The organism is Kingella bonacorsii (assembly GCF_016623605.1).
Lineage (GTDB): Bacteria > Pseudomonadota > Gammaproteobacteria > Burkholderiales > Neisseriaceae > Kingella_B > Kingella_B oralis.
Genome location: NZ_JAEHNZ010000003.1, coordinates 112,473 through 133,047 on the forward strand (window position 1 = coordinate 112,473; position 20,575 = coordinate 133,047).

The 20,575-nt window shown below is 55.3% G+C and carries 25 protein-coding genes; 17 read left to right on the top strand and 8 right to left on the bottom strand.

Features of this window, described 5'->3' with window-relative positions; genetic code table 11:
- Nucleotides 1-67: 67 nt before the first annotated feature.
- Together JDW22_RS09455 and JDW22_RS09460 are read right to left on the bottom strand one after the other, a co-directional pair.
- Complete coding sequence (locus JDW22_RS09455) at nt 68-943, bottom strand: basic amino acid ABC transporter substrate-binding protein (RefSeq protein ID WP_182077701.1); 876 nt, start codon at nt 941-943, stop codon at nt 68-70.
- Nucleotides 944-1,060: 117 nt separating this feature from the next.
- Nucleotides 1,061-1,462, bottom strand: a complete 402-nt coding sequence (locus tag JDW22_RS09460; RefSeq protein WP_200522855.1) for a hypothetical protein — start codon at nt 1,460-1,462, stop codon at nt 1,061-1,063.
- 172 nt (nt 1,463-1,634) lie between these two features.
- Here JDW22_RS09460 and glyQ point away from each other — a divergent pair, with 172 nt between their 5' ends.
- From glyQ to JDW22_RS09530, 14 genes are all read left to right on the top strand, one after another.
- A complete protein-coding gene (gene glyQ, locus JDW22_RS09465; RefSeq protein WP_003797062.1) occupies nt 1,635-2,537 on the top strand; it encodes a glycine--tRNA ligase subunit alpha in 903 nt (300 codons plus the stop codon).
- Nucleotides 2,537-2,680, top strand: coding sequence for a hypothetical protein (locus tag JDW22_RS09470; RefSeq protein WP_003797064.1), 144 nt, complete (start codon nt 2,537-2,539; stop codon nt 2,678-2,680). The genes glyQ and JDW22_RS09470 overlap by 1 nt, the downstream gene beginning before the upstream one ends.
- A 50-nt stretch (nt 2,681-2,730) precedes the next feature.
- Nucleotides 2,731-4,593 carry a lipid A export permease/ATP-binding protein MsbA gene (gene msbA / locus JDW22_RS09475; RefSeq protein ID WP_003797066.1) on the top strand — a complete coding sequence of 621 codons (1,863 nt, stop codon included), beginning with the start codon at nt 2,731-2,733 and terminating at the stop codon, nt 4,591-4,593.
- 38 nt (nt 4,594-4,631) lie between these two features.
- Entirely contained in the window at nt 4,632-6,692 is a 2,061-nt protein-coding gene (glyS, locus tag JDW22_RS09480) for a glycine--tRNA ligase subunit beta (RefSeq protein WP_200522856.1), read from the top strand.
- Nucleotides 6,693-6,841: 149 nt separating this feature from the next.
- Nucleotides 6,842-7,282, top strand: coding sequence for a DUF7832 domain-containing protein (locus JDW22_RS09485; RefSeq protein WP_200522857.1), 441 nt, complete (start codon nt 6,842-6,844; stop codon nt 7,280-7,282).
- 3 nt (nt 7,283-7,285) lie between these two features.
- Nucleotides 7,286-7,516, top strand: a complete 231-nt coding sequence (locus JDW22_RS09490) for a hypothetical protein (RefSeq protein ID WP_200522858.1) — start codon at nt 7,286-7,288, stop codon at nt 7,514-7,516.
- A gap of 34 nt (nt 7,517-7,550) precedes the next feature.
- Nucleotides 7,551-8,117: a D-glycero-beta-D-manno-heptose 1,7-bisphosphate 7-phosphatase gene (gene gmhB, locus JDW22_RS09495; protein WP_200522859.1), complete on the top strand. Its 567-nt coding sequence runs from the start codon at nt 7,551-7,553 to the stop codon at nt 8,115-8,117.
- 33 nt (nt 8,118-8,150) lie between these two features.
- Nucleotides 8,151-8,780: a DUF6714 family protein gene (locus JDW22_RS09500; RefSeq protein ID WP_200522860.1), complete on the top strand. Its 630-nt coding sequence runs from the start codon at nt 8,151-8,153 to the stop codon at nt 8,778-8,780.
- A 25-nt stretch (nt 8,781-8,805) separates the two neighbouring features.
- A complete protein-coding gene (locus JDW22_RS09505) occupies nt 8,806-9,618 on the top strand; it encodes a beta-1,6-N-acetylglucosaminyltransferase (RefSeq protein WP_200522861.1) in 813 nt (270 codons plus the stop codon).
- A gap of 123 nt (nt 9,619-9,741) precedes the next feature.
- The gene (locus JDW22_RS09510) at nt 9,742-10,218 is read left to right on the top strand and encodes a hypothetical protein (RefSeq protein ID WP_200522862.1); all 477 of its coding nucleotides are present in this window, start codon (nt 9,742-9,744) and stop codon (nt 10,216-10,218) included.
- A gap of 178 nt (nt 10,219-10,396) precedes the next feature.
- Nucleotides 10,397-10,639, top strand: a complete 243-nt coding sequence (locus JDW22_RS09515) for a GAD-like domain-containing protein (RefSeq protein ID WP_200522863.1) — start codon at nt 10,397-10,399, stop codon at nt 10,637-10,639.
- Nucleotides 10,640-10,770: 131 nt separating this feature from the next.
- Nucleotides 10,771-11,082 (top strand): T6SS immunity protein Tdi1 domain-containing protein, encoded by a 312-nt coding sequence (locus tag JDW22_RS09520; RefSeq protein WP_200522864.1) that lies wholly within the window; start codon nt 10,771-10,773, stop codon nt 11,080-11,082.
- 123 nt (nt 11,083-11,205) lie between these two features.
- The gene (locus JDW22_RS09525; protein ID WP_200522865.1) at nt 11,206-12,012 is read left to right on the top strand and encodes a glycosyltransferase; all 807 of its coding nucleotides are present in this window, start codon (nt 11,206-11,208) and stop codon (nt 12,010-12,012) included.
- A 265-nt stretch (nt 12,013-12,277) separates the two neighbouring features.
- Nucleotides 12,278-13,333, top strand: a complete 1,056-nt coding sequence (locus JDW22_RS09530; RefSeq protein ID WP_200523031.1) for a pseudouridine synthase — start codon at nt 12,278-12,280, stop codon at nt 13,331-13,333.
- Between the two features lie 185 nt (nt 13,334-13,518).
- Here the strand turns inward: JDW22_RS09530 and JDW22_RS09535 are convergent, their stop codons facing one another.
- The 3 genes from JDW22_RS09535 to rph form a co-directional block, all read right to left on the bottom strand.
- Complete coding sequence (locus JDW22_RS09535) at nt 13,519-14,292, bottom strand: exodeoxyribonuclease III (protein ID WP_200522866.1); 774 nt, start codon at nt 14,290-14,292, stop codon at nt 13,519-13,521.
- 131 nt (nt 14,293-14,423) lie between these two features.
- A complete protein-coding gene (locus JDW22_RS09540; protein WP_200522867.1) occupies nt 14,424-15,293 on the bottom strand; it encodes a mechanosensitive ion channel family protein in 870 nt (289 codons plus the stop codon).
- A gap of 123 nt (nt 15,294-15,416) precedes the next feature.
- Entirely contained in the window at nt 15,417-16,148 is a 732-nt protein-coding gene (rph, locus tag JDW22_RS09545; protein ID WP_200522868.1) for a ribonuclease PH, read from the bottom strand.
- Between the two features lie 166 nt (nt 16,149-16,314).
- On the opposite strand from rph, the gene JDW22_RS09550 reads away from it, so the two are divergent.
- Entirely contained in the window at nt 16,315-17,187 is an 873-nt protein-coding gene (locus tag JDW22_RS09550) for a YicC/YloC family endoribonuclease (protein WP_200522869.1), read from the top strand.
- A complete protein-coding gene (locus JDW22_RS09555) occupies nt 17,180-17,386 on the top strand; it encodes a hypothetical protein (RefSeq protein ID WP_200522870.1) in 207 nt (68 codons plus the stop codon). Before JDW22_RS09550 ends, JDW22_RS09555 begins: the two co-directional genes overlap by 8 nt.
- Before the next feature lie 17 nt (nt 17,387-17,403).
- Here the strand turns inward: JDW22_RS09555 and JDW22_RS09560 are convergent, their stop codons facing one another.
- Nucleotides 17,404-17,592 (bottom strand): hypothetical protein, encoded by a 189-nt coding sequence (locus JDW22_RS09560; RefSeq protein WP_155803164.1) that lies wholly within the window; start codon nt 17,590-17,592, stop codon nt 17,404-17,406.
- Between the two features lie 65 nt (nt 17,593-17,657).
- Nucleotides 17,658-18,629: a bile acid:sodium symporter family protein gene (locus JDW22_RS09565; protein WP_200522871.1), complete on the bottom strand. Its 972-nt coding sequence runs from the start codon at nt 18,627-18,629 to the stop codon at nt 17,658-17,660.
- 315 nt (nt 18,630-18,944) lie between these two features.
- On the opposite strand from JDW22_RS09565, the gene mgtE reads away from it, so the two are divergent.
- A complete protein-coding gene (gene mgtE, locus JDW22_RS09570; RefSeq protein WP_200522872.1) occupies nt 18,945-20,375 on the top strand; it encodes a magnesium transporter in 1,431 nt (476 codons plus the stop codon).
- 16 nt (nt 20,376-20,391) lie between these two features.
- On the opposite strand, the gene JDW22_RS09575 is transcribed toward mgtE, so the two are convergent.
- Nucleotides 20,392-20,559 carry a hypothetical protein gene (locus tag JDW22_RS09575; RefSeq protein ID WP_200522873.1) on the bottom strand — a complete coding sequence of 56 codons (168 nt, stop codon included), beginning with the start codon at nt 20,557-20,559 and terminating at the stop codon, nt 20,392-20,394.
- Nucleotides 20,560-20,575 lie beyond the last annotated feature (16 nt).

The window sequence follows — 20,575 nt, forward strand, 5'->3', positions numbered from 1 at the left end:
GGCTGCCTCAATCTAACCATAGCCAAAGGCAGCCTGAATTGGGGTTTTCAGGCTGCCTTTGGTGGATTTATTTGTTTGCTGATGCAGCCGATGCGCCGGCTACACCGCTTGCGCCGCTGGCTTGGTTAGACGGCGCGCCAAACCATTGGGTGTGGATTTTGTCGTATGTGCCGTCTGATTTGATTTGAGCAAGCCCTTTGTTGATGGCTTCGCGCAAGCCGTCGCTGCGCCCTTTTTTGAACACAAAGCCGTAATGCTCTTGGATAAACGACGGGTCCACCACCACGTTTAACTTGGCATCGGGGTGCTGCTTCACATAAAACGCCACCACGCTGCTGTCGCCCACCACGGCATCCACGCCGCCTGTTTCCAGCTCTTTAAACGCCAAAGGCATGGTTTCAAAGCGTTTGATTTTGGTGCTGTCTTTGCCTTGCAATTTTTGCAAAATCAAATCGCCCGATGTGGCAGCCTGAACCGATGCGGTGCGGTTTTTCAAATCAGCAAAACTTTTCACCGCATTGCTGTTTTTGTTTTCCGTGATAATCATCTGCGTGGCAGTAAAATAGGGGTCGGAAAAATCAAGCTGTTGTTTTCGCTCGTCATTGATGGTGATGCTCGCCAGCCCCACATCGCTGTCGCCCTTGTCCACATTGGCAAACAAGCCCTCAAACGGCGTGTTCACAAATTCCAGCTTCACATTTTGCGATTTGGCCGCAGCATCCAAAATATCATGCGAAAAACCCACCACATGGTCGTTGTCCATGTATTCCATCGGCGGATAAGACGCATCGGTGGCAACAATATATGTTTTGCTCACATCCAAACCTGCGCTGCTGGCGGCAGAGGCGCCGGCGTTGCTGCTTGCGCCGCCATTGCCGCCCGAACACGCCGCGAGCAAAAAGGCAGAGCATAACGTTGCTGTAAGAATATGTTTTTTAAACATGATGTTATCCTTGTGTTGAAATTTCCATGCCGCCGCAAACACCACATCAGGCAGCCTGAAAAAGGTTTAGGTAGAGGTTTAAAAAAAACGTTAAAAAAACAAAAAACGGTTTGCAAATCACCAAGCCGAAGCCGCCGAAGCATCCGAAGCCGCATCCAAACTGCCCGGTTCGCTCGCCGCACCTGCCGTAGAGGCATCGTCCGCAGGCGCAGTCATGCCCTTTTCTTGCGAAGCCGCCCGCCGCGCCGCCCGCTCTTCCGCCTGCGCTTCCGAATCGGGAATCACGCCCGTATCCGAAGCCATCGGCGGTTCAACCGACTGCATCGCCGCCTGTTCGCGCCGATTCACGCCATACGACAGCAACACAATCGCTACCGCCAGCGCAAAGCTGATTGCCACCACCCGCCGCATATTAAACGGCTTGGGCGCAGGCGGCTGCCCGTTTTCAGGCTGCCCTTGCTGTTGCTGCTCCTGCGGCGCAGGATACGGGCGATGCGGTTTTTTCTGATGACGACTCATGTAGTTTCCAAATAAAGCGCGCCAATCAAACAACCGCGCGACAACATATGCCATTATATACAAACTCGCCGCAGATTTCTTAACAAAAACACACAATCCGCATGCCGCATTTCAGGCAGCCTGAAAATACAGTAAAATGGCGCGTTTTCAAATTTCCCACCATTGAACCATCATGCTCACCTTCCAACAAATCATCTTCAAACTGCAACAATACTGGGCCAACCAAGGCTGCGCTATCATCCAACCCTTCGACATGGAAGTAGGCGCGGGTACGTCCCACCCCGCCACCTGCCTGCGCGCGCTCGGCCCCGAGCCGTGGAACGTTGCCTATGTGCAGCCCAGCCGCCGCCCCAAAGACGGCCGCTACGGCGACAACCCCAACCGCCTGCAACACTATTACCAGTTCCAAGTCGCACTCAAACCCGCGCCCGCCGACATCCAAGACCTGTATCTAGGCAGCCTGAAAGAGCTGGGCATCGACCCCACCGTGCACGACATCCGTTTCGTTGAAGACGACTGGGAAAACCCTACGCTCGGCGCATGGGGTTTAGGCTGGGAAGTATGGCTCAACGGCATGGAAGTAACCCAGTTCACCTATTTCCAACAAGTCGGTGGCATAGATTGCACGCCCGTGCTTGGCGAAATTACCTATGGCATTGAACGCCTTGCCATGTATCTGCAAGGCGTGGAAAACGTTTACGATTTGATGTGGACAACCACCCCCGCAGGCGACACGCTGACCTACGGCGACGTGTACCACCAAAACGAAGTCGAACAATCTACCTACAACTTTGAATACAGCGACGCGGCTTGGCTGCTCGAACAGTTTAACGGCTACGAAGCCCAAGCCAAACGCCTGCTCGCGCTCGAAGATGCATCGCTCGCGCTGCCCGCCTACGAATTGGTGCTCAAAGCCGGCCACACCTTCAACCTGCTGGACGCACGCGGTGCCATCTCCGTAACCGAACGCGCCACCTACATCGGGCGTATCCGCGCCTTGAGCCGCCAAGTGGCGCAAGAATTTGTCGCCAGCCGCGAAGCGTTGGGTTATCCGCTGCTGAAACAGGGCAAATAATGCTTGCCCGTACCAAGCAAACCGCGCGCAAGCCCCAAGGCAGCCTGAAAACAATAATGCGCTCAGTAACCATCAACGCGCAAAACATCGCCTCCCAAAAAGCAACAATAGGCAGCCTGAAAACCTGTTTGCGCTTGCGGTGAAACCTTCGGTTTTCAGGCTGCCTCCCCCATACCAACCCAAAGAAACACACATGATAGAAAAACTCACCTTTGGACTATTCTCCAAAAAAGACACCCAAAGTTTCATGCGCTTGCTGCGCTACATCAAACCCTACAAAGCCCGCATCATCTTCGCGCTGTTGGGCATCGTAGGCGTGGCCGCCACCGAAAGCTACCTTGCCGCCTTTATCGCCCCCCTGGTCAACCAAGGCTTTGCCATGCCCTCCGCTCCGCCCGCGCTGAACCCCGACACAGGCATCCTCACCACGCTCGCCAACTGGAAAGACCAGTTCAACTATCTGATTTGGGGCACGGCGGAAAAAGTGTGGATTGTGCCCGTGTTCTTCATCATCTTGGTGTTGATTCGCGGCGTTTGCCGCTTTGCCAGCACCTATTTGCTCACATGGGTTTCCGTGATGGCCATCAGCACGTTGCGCCGCGATATGTTCAACAAAATGCTGCTGCTGCCCACCGATTTTTTCAAAAAAACCCCATCGGGCACGGTGTTAATGAGCATTGTGCAAATGACCGAAGGCTCCATCAGCAACGCCAGCAATGTGTTTATCGTGCTCACGCGCGACACCATGATTGTGCTTGGCTTGGTATGCGTGTTGCTGTATCTCAACTGGCAGTTGAGCTTGGTGGTCGCCCTGATGTTTCCCGTACTTTCGCTGCTGTCGCGCTATTACCGCAATCGCCTCAAAAGCATCATTGCCAGCGCGCAACTTTCCATCGGCACGCTGAACAACGTGGTCAACGAAGTGCACCAAGGGCATCAGGTGGTCAAACTGTTCGGCGGGCAACAACAAGCCGCCGGCCGCTTTGCCGATGTGAATAACACCATCGTGCGGCTGGGCAAAAAAATCACCCAAGCCACCGCCGCGCGTTCGCCGTTTAGCGAACTCATCGCCTCGCTCGCCCTTGCCGTGGTGATTTTTATTGCCCTGTGGCAAAGCCAAAACGGCGTAACCACCATTGGCGAATTTATGGCGTTTATCGTTGCCATGCTGCAAATGCTCAGCCCCATCAAAAATTTAGCCAATATCAGCATCCCCATGCAAAGTATGTTTATCGCATCCGATGCCGTGTGCGATTTTTTGGATGAACCCACCGAACAAGACACAGGCAGCAAAACGCTCAACCACGTTTCAGGCAGCCTGAAATTTGAAAACATCGATGTGCAATACAACCAAGAAACGCGCAAAGCGCTAGACAACTTCAACCTAGAAATCCAAGCGGGCGAGCGCGTTGCCCTTGTGGGGCGGTCGGGCAGCGGCAAAACCACCGTGGTTAATTTGCTGCCGCGCTTCGTTATCCCCAGCCAAGGCAACGTGCTGATTGACGGCGAAAACATCAACAATTTAACCCTTGCCAACCTGCGCGAACAGTTCGCCCTTGTGTCGCAAGACGTTTTCCTCTTTGAAGGCAGCCTGAAAGACAACGTGCAATACAGCCGCCCCAACGCCAGTGAAGAAGAAATCCTCGCCGCGCTCAAAGCTGCCAACCTCGCCGAACTCGTTGCCAACCATCCCGATGGCTTAAACCAACCCATCGGCGCAAACGGCAGCCTGCTATCAGGTGGGCAACGCCAGCGCGTTTCCATCGCCCGTGCCATCCTAAAAGATGCGCCTATTTTGCTGCTCGACGAAGCCACCAGCGCGCTAGACAACGAATCCGAACACCTTGTGCAAGAAGCACTAGAACGCCTGATGCACGGGCGCACCAGCATCATCGTTGCCCACCGCCTCACCACCATTGAAAACGCCGACCGCATCATTGTGATGGATGAAGGGCATATTATTGAACAAGGCACCCACCAAGAATTGCTAGAAAAACAAGGCTATTATGCGGCGTTGAACAATATGCCCAAGCTGCACAACCATAAGGCAGCCTGAAAACTGTGTTACCTCAATCTTCCCAAAGAAAGCAAAACATGACCCAAACCCTCCTCATCGAACTCCTAACCGAAGAACTCCCCCCAAAAGCCCTCAACAACTTGGGCAACCACTTTGCCCAATCCATTGCCGAAGGCTTGGAAAAAGCGCAACTGATTGACGGCGCAACGCAATACACCGCCTACGCTTCGCCGCGCCGCCTTGCGGTTTCGGTGGCAAATGTGAAGCCTGTGCAGGCAGACCAACACGTTGTGCGCAAAGGCGTTTCCGTGGCGGCGGGCATGAAAGACGGCGTGCCCACCAAGGCTTTGGAAGGTTTCGCCCGCTCGTGCGGTGTGGAAATCGGCAGCCTGAAAATCATCCACGATGGCAAGCAAGATGTGTACGCGCACGAATTTACCCAAGCGGGGCAAACGCTTGCCGCGCTTTTGGGCGAAATCATCAACACCGCCATTAAGAAACTGCCCATCCCAAAAGTGATGCGCTGGGGCAGCAGCACGCACACATTTGTGCGCCCTGTGCACGGCTTGGTGGCGTTGCATGGCGCGGATGTCGTGCCTGTGAACGTGTTGGGTTTGGACAGCGGACGGCAAACTTTGGGGCACCGTTTCCTGTCGCAGGGCGTGATTATATTCGCACAAGCGGATGATTATGCGCAACAAATCGCCGAGCAGGGCAAAGTGATTGCTTCGTTTGCCGAACGTCGCGCCGCGATTAAAACCGGGCTGGACAAGGTTTCAGGCAGCCTGAACGCCCGCGTTGCCGCCGATGATGCGCTGCTGGACGAAGTAACCGCGCTGGTGGAATACCCCGTTGTTTTGCAAGCGGAATTTGAAGCGCATTTCCTTGCCGTGCCGCAAGAATGCTTGATTTTGACCATGCAGCAAAACCAAAAATATTTCCCGCTGCTGGATAAAAACGGCAAGCTGATGAACCGCTTTTTGCTGGTGTCCAATTTGGAAACGGCAGACCCGAGCCACATCATCCACGGCAACGAGCGCGTGCTGCGCGCGCGGTTGAGCGATGCCGAATTTTTCTACAAGCAAGACCAAAAAGCCACGCTGGAAAGCCGCCTGCCAAAACTGGAACACATTGTTTATCATAATAAAATTGGCAGCCAAGCCCAGCGCATTGACCGCTTGCAAACCATCGCTGCCCACATCGCCGAGCAACTGGGCGCAGACCGTGCCACCGCCGAACGCGCCGCGCGGCTTGCCAAAGCCGATTTGGTTACCGAAATGGTGGGCGAATTCCCCGAATTGCAAGGCACGATGGGCAAATATTATGCCGTGCTGGATGGCGAGCAGCCTGAAATCGCCGCCGCGATTGAGCAGCACTACCAGCCGCGTTTTGCCGGCGACAAGCTGCCCGAAAGCCCGATTGCCACCGCTGTTGCGCTGGCGGATAAGCTGGAAACGCTGGTGGGTATTTGGGGCATCGGGCTGATTCCCACGGGCGACAAAGACCCCTACGCGCTGCGCCGCGCGGCGTTGGGCGTGTTGCGGATGCTGATGAACAGTCCCTTGTCTATCAACGACTTGCTCCGCACCGTTGCCGCGCAGTTCCCGCAAGATTTGCTGGCGGCGGATACCGTTGCCGAAGTGGCTGATTTTATGCAGGCGCGCTTGGCGGTGCTGCTGCAAAACGATTATGCGCAAGACACCGTTGCCGCCGTGTTGGCGCAGCGTCCCGACCGTTTGGATGACTTGGTGGATAAATTGCAAGCCGTTGAATCGTTTAAAAAATTGCCCGAAGCCGCCGCACTCGCTGCTGCCAACAAGCGCGTGCATAATCTGTTGAAAAAAGCCGATGCCGAGCTGGGCGCGGTGAACGAAAACCTGTTGCAGGAAGACGCAGAACACGCCCTGTTTGCCGCCACGCAAGCCCTGCGCCCCACCGTGCAAGCCGCGTTGGCGAAACACGATTTTCAGGCTGCCTTAACCGCGCTCTCGGCGGTAAAACCGCAAGTGGATGCGTTTTTTGATAATGTGATGGTGATGGCGGATGATGCCGCTGTGAAGCAGAACCGTTTGAATTTGTTGAACGAATTGTCGCAACTGATGAACGCGGTGGCGGATATTTCGCTTTTGGGCGAATGATGCCCGCTCGGCAATGTTTTCAGGCTGCCTCCATGCGCACCCGCAAGGCAGCCTGAAACAAACACCTCCAAAGGCAGCCTGAAATCTCTTTTTTCAGGCTGCCTGTTTTTGTTTACAATCCGGCATTCGCAACCCAAGGCAGCCTGAAAATGCACTACGACCACATCTCCTTTCACGCCGAAGCCCCCGACTACCCCGGCGACCTGCCCGAGCGCAACGCCGCCCACCACATCGGCTTTTACTACGCATGGGCGGTCTCGCAAAATCTCCACAGCCCCGCCGCCGCGCGCCTGCCGCAATTTCACGACTTGCAAATCGGCTTGATTTCGGGCACAGAATTTGTGCTAGAACAGCTCAACGGCGGCATAGACGACGGCTGCTTCAACGCCCTCGGCAACCGCTTCACCCAGTTTTACTACGCCGACGAAGAAGAAGGCTACGGCGCATTTCTCGCCGACTACTTCGCCGCGCTCGGCATCCGAAACCAAGCCCAGTTCTACCACACCCACGACACCCCCGAAAACCAAGCCAAGCTCAACGCCACTTTTCAGGCTGCCTATGAAATCTGGTTAGGCAGCCTGAAATCCTAAATCATGCCCCGCTCCATCCAATGCCCCCAATGCCACAGCCCCAGCTACCGCCATATTCAAGGCGATCAACACCAATGCAACCACTGCGGCAGCACCTTCATCATCCCCCACACCCCCGCGCCTGCGCCCGCATCCCTGCCCGAACCGCCGCGCGCCAAGCTCAAAGACTTCATCATCATCCTAGCCATCCTGCTTGCCGCCGCGTGGCTGTTAGAAACCATGTGGGCAGCCTGAAAACCCTTGCCAACCATCCACCAAAGCCATCACCATGAAACTCATCATCCTAGACCGAGACGGCGTGATTAACCACGACAGCGACCAATTCATCAAAAGCCCCGAAGAATGGCAGCCGATAGACGGCAGCCTCGATGCCATCGCCTTTTTAACCCAAGCGGGCTACACCATCGCCGTCGCCACCAACCAATCAGGCATCGCGCGCGGCTATTTCAACGTGCAAACGCTCAACGAAATGCACGCCAAAATGCACAAACTCGTGCGCCAAGCAGGCGGCGAAATCAGCGGCGTATGGTTCTGCCCGCACACCGCCGACAGCCAATGCGACTGCCGCAAACCCAAACCCGGCATGGTTTTGGACATCCTAGACCGCTTCCAAGCCCAAGCCGCCGAAACCTATCTGGTGGGCGACAGCCTGCGCGACTTGCAAGCCATCGCCCGCGCAGGCGGCAAACCCATCCTCGTGCGCACAGGCAAAGGCATGAAAACGCTGGAAAAAGACGGCGGCAACCTGCCGCCAGGCACGCAGATTTTTGACAGCCTGTTAGACTTTGCCGTGCAACTGGTGCGCCCCAACCAACCCGGCGCAAGCGCAGCCTGAAAACCCAATCTGCCCCAAACGCAGCCTGAAACCATGAAACGCAAGGCCAAACGCCCCGCCCAATCCCCCAACACCATGCCGCCCGAACGGCTCGCACCCATTTTGGACTACCTACGCCAACACGCCCAAACTTGGGACGACGCACGCGAAGCCGTCGCCATCCGCATCTGCCACGCCTTCGCCGAGACCACCTTGGGCGAAGGCATCGGCATACTGGAAGCCGACTGCTTGGACGATTATCTCAACGAAACCGACCCCGAATACCGCCGCTGCCGCGCCCAAGGCGAGCGCGAGCATTGGGAAAACGTCCTGTTCCAAGGGCATCTGGAAAACAGCCTGCCGCGTTTCAACCCCTTTTCCGCCATCAGCTTTATGGACGGCGCAGGCAGACGCTTCGCCCTGCCCTATTACCTGCTCTGGGCGTTGCAAAACCCCGATTGTTCCGCCCACGAAATCCTATCCTACGCCCTTGCCAACGACTTCCACACCAACAACCTGCCGCTCAACCCCGCCCAGCAGCGCGCCCTATACGCCGCCATCGCCTACCTCGCCGAAAGCGAAGCCGAAGAATACAACGATGGCTACTACGCCTGCCGCAGCAGCCCGTGGGACGACGCACTCACCCACCTCGCCCAAGCCCTGCCCGATTTAGAGGCAGCCTGAAACACAGTCCAACCAAACCCCCGCCATGACCACCTACCTTATCCTCTCCCACCAACCCCTGCCCCACATCGCCGCCCACGCCGCCCGCCACCCCCAAGCGCACTACTACATCCACCACGACGCCCAATCCCCCCGCCTGACAGGCAGCCTCACCACCCTGCCCAACGTCCACCTTATCAGCCACCGCATCCGCATCAACTGGGGCGGCTTCACCATGATAGAAGCCACCCTCGCCCTCATCCAAGCCGCGCTCGCCAACCCCGACACCCGCCACTACCACCTCATCAGCGGCAGCTGCGCCATGCTGCAAAGCCCCCAAACCCTCGCCGCCCAATGCCAAACGCAGCCTGAAAACACCCTCTGGCTATGCAGCCAACCCAGCCCCCACCTGCGCTACCGCACCCGCTTCAACGCCCCCCACGCCGACACCGCATGGCAACGCAGCCTGCCGGGCAAAATCCTCACCCGCAGCCTGAAAATCGCCGACCGCATCCTCCCCAGCCGCCAAATCTGCCTCGCAGGCAGCCAATGGTTTTCCGCCAACCGCGCCGCGCTGAAACTATTGTTTGACCACAGCCTCGGCGACAACGCCGCCCTGTTTGAAAAAAAACTCGTCCCCGACGAACACTTCTTCCAACACATCGCCCACCAGCTTTCAGGCAGCCTCAACCACATCAACGACAACCGCCGCCTTATCCGCTTCCAAGACCGAGCCAACCACCCCGACACCCTCTCACTCGACGACCTCTGGGCAGCCAAAAAAAACGGCGCATGGTTCGCCCGCAAAGTCTCCGCCGAAAACCAAATGCGCTGGTTGGAATACGAGCAAGATGTATAAAACATAGCGAATTAACTAGAATGCATATCCGTTGCAGATGGATAAGTAACACAGCAAAACTAGCTTTGTTCAAACCTACAATTTAGCAATAAACCATTTCGCAAAGCACAGGAGAAATGCCAAATGCTATCTCGTCTTATTAAAAAATTATGTTATTTAATCAAAGAAAAAAACTTACTGGGATTTCTATTTCTTGGAACCATGATTAGTTTTTCTATTTTTGCAGGAACTCATCAAAAAGATAACTGGTCGGATAGCAAATATAGAGTTAATAGGATATTTGATGAGATTTCATCCATAATAGAACCCTATCATTGGGACAAAAGCAAATCTTATAGAAAAGTATCTACTAATTTTGTTTACTTTGAAATACGTGATTTTGGAATAAGAGATACAGCATCAGATGCTCTTGGGGATGGAAAAGATAAAGTTGATGTTTTTTTTGATAAAGTTCATGAAAATTCAACCAAATTAGGATTTATTAATGGATGTAGAGATGGAGAATCGTTATCTATGATAGCATCATGGGATAAAATTACTATTGAATGGGTGTACCCAAGTGAGTCTTGCATCAGTAAGCAGAAAAAAGACAAATTCTGATTACAACTTGCAACGCATCTTTCCTTTCATCATTAAATAAATTAGTTTGTAATCGGGCAAATCATTACAGGTAATCAACTTTTAATGGTGCACAGTTGTTACACCAAATTTAACCAAATCTTTATCCCTCCATATTTTCAGGCTGCCTCAACCCACCAACCCACAGAAAGGCATCACCATGTCCCACCTCAACCCCCAATCCCGCTTTGCCGAATTTATCGACGACTTCGGGCAGCCTGAAACCAACCGCCCCATATCCGCCGCCACGCTAAACAAATACCGCGGCAGGCTGCCCGACCGCCTGCTGGAATACTGGCAGGAATACGGTTTTTGCCACTTCACCGACGGCTTGTTTCGGCTCACCAACCCCGAAGACTACGAAGACATCCTTGCCGAATGGCTGCCTGAAAACGTGCAGTAGGACGGGCGTGATTATTATGTGATTGCCCGCTCGGGTTGGGGGAGCTGTTTGTTTGGGAACCGACTTACGGCAACAAATACTGCATCATCCCGCATTTCGGCTTTATTACTGTTGGACGCAGCTATGAAAAAATGATTGAAAAAGGTGATGCAGATTTTGCGCTGGAATTGTTTTTCTTAGTAAAAAATCCGGAATATTTGGACATGGAAGACGATAAAGGCAAACCGCTGTTCCAGCGCGCCGTCAAAAAATTCGGCGCATTGGCAGAAGACGAAATGTTCAGCTTCGTGCCTGCGCTTGCTACGGGCGGCGAACCGCTAATCGGCAATGTGGACAAGGTGGATTTGTTTGTCCAATTTGACCTGCTGCGCCAACTCGTCGAGCCGCGCGTGTTTGACGATAAAGACATGATTGCCCACGGCTGGGGCGGCAAGCCGTTGTGAGCCAAAATAACCAAAGGCAGCCTGAAATCTGTGTTTTGCCGTTTCAGGCTGCCTCCAATACCGCCTGAAACCCCAAAGGCAGCCTGAAACCCCGTTCACCAACCCTCGCCCCTCCCCAATCTCATGCACTTCACCGCCCTGCTCTCCCTCTACGCCAAAGAACACCCCGACCACCTGCGCCAAAGCCTCGCCAGCCTTGCCGCGCAAACCCAACCCGCCGCCGAAATCCTCATCGTGTTAGACGGCGCGATTACCCCCGCGCTCGAAGCCGTGCTCGCCGAATTCGCCGGCCGACTGCCGCTCAACATCATCAGGCTGCCCGAAAACGTCGGGCTCGGGCGCGCGCTCAACCACGGCGTGCAACACGCGCGGCACGAGTGGATATTCCGCATGGACACCGACGACATCGCCGCCCCCACCCGCTTCGCCGACCAATGCGCCTACCTCGCCGCCCATCCGCAAACCGCCCTGCTCGGCGGGCAAATCGCCGAATTTGCCAACACCCCCGGCCAAAGCCACGCCAGCCGCCAAGTCCCCCAAACGCAGCCTGAAATCCTCGCCTATGCCAAAAAGCGCAACCCGTTCAACCACATGACCGTTGCCTACAAAAAAACCGCCGTGCAACAAGCAGGCGGCTACCAACATCATCTGTATATGGAAGACTACAACCTCTGGCTGCGGATGCTCGCGCAAGGCGCAACCGCTGCCAACCTGCCGCAAACGCTGGTGCACGCCCGCACGGGCAACGCCATGCTGCAACGGCGGCGCGGCCGGGCATACATCAAAAGCGAATGGCAACTGATGCGGCTCAAACACCGCCTGCGTTTTCAGGCTGCCCTGCCCGCCTTGGCCATCTTTCTGTTGCGCAGCCTGCCGCGCCTGCTGCCCGCCAAATGGCTGGGCAAGGTTTATGCCAAGTTGCGGACGTAACCACGCGGATGCGTTTGCGAGCCAAGGTTTCTGCCCGCAAAGGCAGCCTGAAAGCGAATTTTCAGGCTGCCTTTGCCGTTATCCGCTACAATACGCCACCTTTTTATTAACCCATCCTGCCGTGTTCCGATACCGCAGAAGAACGGTTTGGTTGCGCAAAAATTTGTTTTCAGGCTGCCTTAATGTGCTTAGCAAAGGCAGCCTGAAAACCGAACCCGACAAGCCGACCCCATCCCGCGAAGCCAAACCGTTACGGAGAGCCACCATGTCCAAAAAAAACCAACGCGCCTATCTCGACGACATTTCCGCCAACAAGCCCGCGCGCAAGCCCAAACCATCCGGCAACGCCAAAGGCAGCCTGAAAACGAGCAAAGCAAGTTTCAGCGAAGCTAAAACCCCCCCCAAAAAAAGGCAGCCTGAAAACGAGCGCAGCCCCAACGCCCAGCCCGCCAAACAGCGCGTAACCAAAGCCAAAAAACTCATCGTCCGCGCGCCCAACCAAAAAATCCAGCAACGCGCCGATTTCCTCAAAGAACAACGCGCCGACCTTTCGCGCCAAGAACCCGAACGCCTGCAAAAAATCCTCGCCGCATCAGGCGTAGGCTCGCGCCGCCAAATGGAAGAATGGATTGGCAACGGCTGGGTGCAGGTGAACGGCAAAACCGCGCAGCTGGGCGACAAAGTCTCGCCCGACGACCAAGTAACCGTGAAAGGCAGCGCCATCAAGCTCAAATGGGCCGACCGCCTGCCGCGCATCATTTTGTATTACAAGCAGGAGGGCGAAATCGTCTCGCGCGACGACCCGCAAGGGCGCGTGAGCGTTTTTGACCGTCTGCCGCAAGCCGCCAGTAGCCGCTGGGTTGCCATCGGGCGGCTGGACATCAACACCAGCGGGCTGCTGATTCTGACCACCTCGGGCGAGCTGGTGCAGCGGTTCGCCCACCCCAAATTTGAAGTGCAGCGCGAATACGCCGTGCGCGTGCTGGGCGAAGTGAGCCGCGAGCAAATGCAGCAGCTCACGCAAGGCATCATGCTGGAAGACGGCTTGGCGCAGGTGGAGCGCATCAGCGAGCAAGGCGGCGAGGGCGCGAACAAATGGTACAACGTGGTCATCAAAGAAGGGCGCAACCGCGAAGTGCGCCGCATTTTTGAACACATCGGGCTCACCGTCAGCCGCCTTGTGCGCGTGGGCTTCGGTCCCATCGGGCTGCCCAACCGCCTCAAACGCGGGCAGTTTTACGAACTCAACCCCGCCGAAGTCGCCGCCATTTTGAAATGGGCGGATATGGCGTTGCCCAACAGCGGCAAACGGCGCAGATAGCAAGGCAACAGGCAGCCTGAAACTTGTTTGCTTGGCTTTCAGGCTGCCTCATCCGCAACCCAATCAACCCGAAACCCAAAGGCAATCCCTATAACGAATGCGGTAGATTAGGCAGCCTGAAAGTGAATCTATCCAACAAAAAACCGCTTGGCATCGCACCAAGCGGTTTTTGTTTTTCAGGCTGCCTAAACGCTGTAATCGTAGTCGATGACCAGAGGGGCGTGGTCGGAAAATTTGGTTTCTTTGTACACATGGGCGGCTTGGGCGGTGGCGGCGAGCGCGGGCGTGGTCATTTGGTAGTCAATGCGCCAGCCTACGTCGTTGGCGTAGGCTTGCCCGCGGTTGCTCCACCATGTGTAGCCCGCCACATCGGGATACAGCGTGCGCCAAGTGTCCACCCAGCCCAAATCGGCAATCACGCGCCCAATCCATGCGCGCTCTTCGGGCAAAAAGCCTGAGTTTTTTTGGTTGCCTTTCCAGTTTTTGATGTCGATGTTTTGGTGGGCGATGTTCCAGTCGCCGCAGACGACGATGTCGCGCCCTGTGGCGATTAAATCGGCGAGTATGGGGTAGAACGCGTCTAAAAACTGGTATTTGTAGGCTTGGCGTTCTTCTGCGCTGGTGCCGCTGGGCAGGTAGAGGGAGATGACGCTGAGGTTGCCGAAATCGGCGCGGACGTATCGTCCTTCGTTGTCAAATTCGGGCTGCCCTAAGCCGATTTGCACGGTATCGGGTTGACGTTTGCTGTAAATGGCGACGCCGCTGTATCCGCGTTTTTGGGCGCAATGCCATACGCCGTGCATGCCGTGGGGGGCTTTCATTTCGGGGGCGAGGTCGGCTTCTTGGGCTTTGAGTTCTTGCACGCAGATGATGTCGGCTTGGGATTGGGCGATGTAGTCTAAAAAGCCTTTTTTGTAGGCGGAGCGGATGCCGTTTACGTTGGCGGTGATGATGCGCATGGGGTGTCCTTTGTGTGTGGGGGTTGAGGCAGCCTGAAAAGCGGGTTTGGGTTTTAGCTTCGCAACTCCGCTTCGCTCCTCAGGCTGCCTATTGTGTTTAGGGCGAATAGGCAGCCTGAAAACGGGCAACGCTATTCGTGATACGGATTGTGCTGCGTTTCCAGCAGCAGCCGATATTGCAGGCGGATGAATTCGTCCAACACGGCTTGTTGGATGTCCAGCCGCTGGGTGATGGGCGCGGCGAAGCGGATAACGAGCTTGTAGGTTTTGTCGTCGTGTGGCACGCGGTTGATGCGGGTGCGGGCAGCGGGGGTGAAGAAGAGTTGTTGCACTTGCACGGCTTCAAAGTATTGGATGATTTCGGGTGTGTAGGGGGCGCACCATTCGTCTAACACGGCGTGCAGCTTGGGCACGATGGCATCGGAATCCAGATGAATCGGCACGGGGATTTCAAAGGTGTGCACAACGTATTGCCCTAAGATGTGGTCGCGGTGCACGGTTTGGCTCAGCAGCAGGCTGTTGGGGAAGGAAACGGTGCGCCCTGATAAATGCCCAATCAGCGGGTTGTCCACGATTTGCATCATCAGGGTGTTGAACAGGTTGATGTCCACCACGCGCCCGCGGATGTGGGCGATTTCAATGTAGTCGCCCACGGAATATTGCCGCGTTACAAAGCGCAATAGGCTGCCTGAAAGGCACATAATCAGCTCTTTGGTGGCGACCACGGTGGCGGCAGCCAGCGCAACCATAGACAGGGCAAAGGTTTGGATTTGGCTGCCCCATACCATCAGCAGCCCGAGCAAAATGGCAATCAGCGACACATTGCGGCTCACCACAAGGGCGCGGCGTTTGTGTTCCAAATCCCAATCGGGGTGGCTTTTGAAATGGGCGTAGAGCCAGATTTCTTTGACCAGCCACACAAAGGGAAACAGCAGCAGGGTAAATATCCATTGCTCGGAGAGCGGGATTTTCGCGAGCCATTGGTGCAGGGTGTTGAGCATGGTGTGTCCTTAGTTTTTTGTTTTTCAGGCTGCCTTTGGCACGTTTAAAGGCAGCCTGAAACGCTTGTTGCCGCGTGGTGTGTTTCGCATCGTTTTCAGGCTGCCTCTACGGGCTTACCCGCATCACGCAAAGGCAGCCTGAAACGCCTGTTGCTGCGCGGCGGTAAGTTGGGCGATGCCTTGCTGCGCCAGCGCAATCAGCGCGTTCAATTCGGCAACGCTGAACGCCGCGCCTTCCGCCGTGCCTTGGATTTCAATGATGTTTTCCGCATTGAGCATCACAATGTTCACATCGCTGTCGCAGCCTGAATCTTCGGGGTAATCCAAATCCAGCAGCGGCACGCCGTTTACGATGCCTGCGGAAATGGCGGCAACGCTGCCCATCAGCGGGTTGGTGGGCAATGTGCCGTTATCCAGCAATTTTTGGATGGCGATTTGGAGCGCAACAAATGCGCCTGTGATGCTGGCGGTGCGCGTGCCGCCGTCGGCTTGGATGACATCGCAGTCAATCAAAATTTGGCGTTCGCCCAGCAAGGTTAAGTCCACGCAGGCGCGCAGGCTGCGCCCGATGAGCCGCTGGATTTCTTGCGTGCGCCCCGATTGCTTGCCCGCAGCGGCTTCGCGTTTCATGCGCGATTGGGTGGAGGCGGGCAGCATGCCGTATTCCGCCGTTACCCAGCCTTGATTTTTGCCACGCAAAAACGGTGGCATGTTTTCGTCCACCGTGGCGGTGCAGATGACTTTGGTGTTGCCGCACACCATCAACACCGAGCCATCGGCATGGGGCAGAAAGTTGGGTGTGATGGCGATGGGGCGCAGTTGGTGGGTGGCGCGGGCGGTGCGTTGGTAGCTCATGGTAGGCTTTCGGTGGGTTGAAATGGGCGAAATTATAGCGGGTTTGCTGGGTGGGCTAAACAGGCGAAGCAGAGGCAACCTGAAAATCATTTTGACAGCATTCAGGCTGCCTATCCGCTTTGTGTTACCATAGCCCCGTTTTTCAACGTTACACAAAGGAAAAAACATGACCGTCCGCAGCATGACAGGCTTTGCCAACGCCCAAGGCGAAATTGCAGGCAAACGCATAGAATTGGAACTTCGCGCCGTAAACCACCGCTTTTTAGACGTGCAATTTAAAATTCCCGACGATTTGCGCGTGCTGGAAGGCGCGATGCGCGAAATCATCAGCGGCAAAGTTTCGCGCGGCAAAATCGAATGCCGCATCCAGCTGGGCAACATCGCCAACGGCGCAGACAGCCTGCACATCAACCAAAATCTGGTGAACGAGCTTGCCGAGCTGAACAGCAAATGGCGCAAAAAGCACGGCGATTTGGGCAAGCTCGGCGTTGCCGATATTTTGAAGTTTCCCAATGTGATTGTCAGCGCCGATGTGGACAGCGAAGCCTTACAGGAAACGGTGTTGCGGCTGCTTTCGCAAGCGGTGGACGAATTTGTTGCCAGTCGCGAGCGCGAGGGCGAGAAACTGCAAGCGCATATTTTGGAGCGGCTGGATTTGATGCAGGCCATCATCGGCGCGCTGGAAGAGCTGTTCCCGCAGCTGTTGCAAGAGCATTTGGCGCGCAGCCGCCGCCGTTTGCAGGAAGCGGTGGCGAGCATTGACGAAGACCGCCTGAAACAAGAATTTGCGCTGTATATGCAAAAAGCCGATGTGGACGAAGAGTTCAACCGCCTGCACACGCATATCACCGAAGTGCGCCGCATCGTTACCCAACACGACGGCACCATCGGCAAGCGGCTGGATTTTCTGATGCAGGAGCTCAACCGCGAAGCCAACACGCTGGGCAGCAAAGCCATTGCCAACGAATGCACGCAGGTTTCGGTGGAGCTGAAAGTGTTGATTGAGCAGATGCGCGAGCAGGTGCAGAATATTGAATAAAGGCGCGGAATGGATAGGCAGCCTGAAAACGGGTATTCGTTTTCAGGCTGCTTTTTTGCTTGGGAGGCATTTCAGGCTGCCTTGGGTGAGCGAACAGAGGCAGCCTGAAATCCAATCCATCCGACAAAAAACCGTTTGGCAGTTCGGACCGCCAAACGGTTTTGTTTTCAGGCTGCCTCATCACATCAAGGCAGCCTGAAACCCCATCCCCAAAAACTAAAATTCATCATCATCCCCCAAATCCGGGCAAATCCCATACAGCAAACACAGCGGCGTAAACACAATGTATTCCGTTGCCCGCGTAACCTTGCGTGCCGTTTCGCCCGAGCCGAACGCGCCCGAGCCCGTGCTGGCGCAAGATGCCAACAGCAAACAAAGCACGGCGGCCAATCCTGTTTTTCGCATCACACGATTCCCCATCGTTTTCAGGCTGCCCCAACCGTCAAGATTAAGGCAGCCTGAAAACCGCATTACGATTGATTGGTTTGTTCCGCTTTTGCCTGCTTATCGCGCTCAAACTTCGCCGCCCAATAAGTCGCCAGCAACGCGCCCGAGATGTTGTGCCACACGCTAAAAATCGCGCTGGGCACGGCAACCACAGGCAGCGCGGCAAAATGCAGCTTCGCCAGCGCCACGCCCAAGCCCGAGTTTTGCATGCCCACTTCCACCGCCAGCGTTTTTTGCGCGTCATACGGCAAGCCCATCACGCGCGCCGCCAAAAAACCGAGCAAATAACCCAAGCCATTGTGCAAAATCACCACCGCAAAAATCAGCGCGCCGCTTTCCACAATCCGCCCTTTGCTCGCGCCCACCACCGCCGCAATAATCAACACAATCGACACCACCGATACCAAAGGCAAAACTTCCACCGCCGCATCGGTTTGTTTGCGGAAAAACTTGTGCAGCAACACGCCCAACACAATCGGCAAAATCACAATCTGCGCGATGGAAATAAACATAGAACCCGCGTTGATTTGCAGCCATTGATTAGCAAACACATAAAACACCGCAGGCGTGAGCAACGGCGCAAGCAGCGTGGACACCGAAGTAACCGCCACGCTCAGCGGCACATTGCCCTTCGCCAGATAAGTAATCACGTTAGACGCCGTGCCCCCGGGGCAAGAACCCACCAGAATCACGCCCACCGCAATATCGGGCGGCAAGTCAAACGCCCTGGCCAGCGCAAAAGCAATGCTCGGCATAATGGCAAACTGCGCAATCACGCCCACAATCACCGCCTTGGGCTGCTGCCCCAAAATTTTAAAATCGTCGGGTGACAAGGTCAGCCCCATGCCAAACATAATAATGCCCAGCAAATAAGTAACCAGCGGCAACACCCATTTAAACGCATCGGGCGACATAAACCCGACAAACGCAAACAACGCCGCCCACAAGGCAAACGTTTTCCCTACAAATTGGCTTAATTTTCGGATGGCTTCCATGATGTATCACTTGTGTTAAGAAATTTAAAGGAGCGCAAGGATACTACAAAAACAGCGCAGCAAAAAGATTTCAGGCTGCCTTTTTATCTGCCGCATTTAAGCGATGCAAAAACCCATTTGCTGCCTTTTTCAGGCTGCCGCAGTAAAATCGCGCCATCTTGCAACGCAAAATCATGTAAAATGCCCCCGTTTTTCACAACCCAAAATCCAACAATGGACGACCTCCCCAGTAGCACGTTCACATTGCATCATTCAACCCCAATCAATTAAACCTGCCTAAATGTCGCCCGTCGCCATCAGGCAGGCGGAGCATTTATGGAAAATCCCATCCACGACCACAGCGATTCCGAGCAACTGGCTGCCGATATTGAGCACATCCACAAACTTGCCGCGCATCTGCTGGAACACTATTCCGAAATCAGCGAACAACTCACCCTGCCCGAGCCGCACGCCAATGCCAAGCTGCAAATGCTGATTGGCATTTTGCACGAATTGCACCCAGCCGACGTTGCCGCGGTGCTGGAAAGCCTGCCGCCCAAAGAGCGCGTGCTGGTGTGGAAACTCGCGTCGCCCGAAGAAGACGGCGATGTGTTGCTGGAAGTATCCGACAGCGTGCGCGAAAGCCTGATTGAAGCGATGGACAAATCCGAGCTGGTGGCGGCGGTGGAAGACATGGAAGCCGACGATTTGGCAGACTTGGCGGACGATTTGCCCACGCACGTGGTGGACGAAGTGCTGCAAACGCGCGATGAAGAGGAACGCGCCCAAGTTCAGGCTGCCATGTCGTATGAAGACAGCCAAGTGGGCGCGGTGATGAACTTTGAAATTGTGAGCATACGCGGCGATGTAACCTGCGAAGTGGTGTTGCGCTATTTGCGCCGCTTTGACAGCCTGCCCGACCACACCGACAAAATCTTTGTGGTGGACGACAACGACATCTTGCAAGGCGTGTTGCCCATCCGCAAGCTGCTGGTTGCCGACCCCGAAGAAATCGTAGAAAACATCATGGCAAAAGACGTGGTGAAATTTCGCCCCGAAGACGACGTGGAAGAAGCCGCCGCCGCGTTTGAACGCTACGACTTGGTAACCGCGCCCGTGGTGGATGAAAACAAAAAACTCATCGCGCGCTTAACGGTGGACGAGATGGTGGACGTTATTCGCGAAGAAAGCGAAGCGGATATGTTGAGCATGGCGGGTTTGGACGAAGATGAAGATTTGTTCGCGCCTGTGTGGGATTCGGTAAAAAACCGCTGGGTTTGGTTGGCGGTGAATTTGGTAACGGCGTTTGTGTCCAGCCGCGTGATTGGGATGTTTGAAGGCTCTATCGCGCAAATTGTGGCACTGGCAACGCTGATGCCGATTGTGGCGGGCATCGGCGGCAACTCGGGCAACCAAACGATTACCATGATTGTGCGCTCGCTCGCCAGCTCGCAAATTTCCAATGCGCAGGCGTTCAGGCTGCTGAAAAAAGAATTGGGCGTGGCTTTGGTGAACGGCTTGATTTGGGGCAGCGTGATGGGGCTGGTGTCGTTTGCGCTGTATCACAATGTGGGCATTGGCTTGGTGATGGTGGCGGCGATGACGCTGAACTTGCTGCTGGCGGCGTTTTTGGGCGTGATGATTCCCGTGTGCTTGGAAAAATGGGGCAAAGACCCCGCACGCGGCAGCTCGGTGTTGATTACCGCGTTTACCGATTCGGGCGGGTTTTTGATTTTCTTGGGGCTGGCGACGATATTTTTGTTGTAAACCTGCGGGATGGTTTTCAGGCTGCCTTAATGCTTAAAGGCAGCCTGAAACCGTTTCTTGCGCGGGGCAAAATCTTGCCTTGCTCGCGGTATGCGGCAAACCTAAGCGACAAACCGCCTGCGCGGGCAAAATCCTCCGTAACCATATTTACATTTAAAGGCAGCCTGAAAATGAATAAACCCATTTTCAGGCTGCCTCAC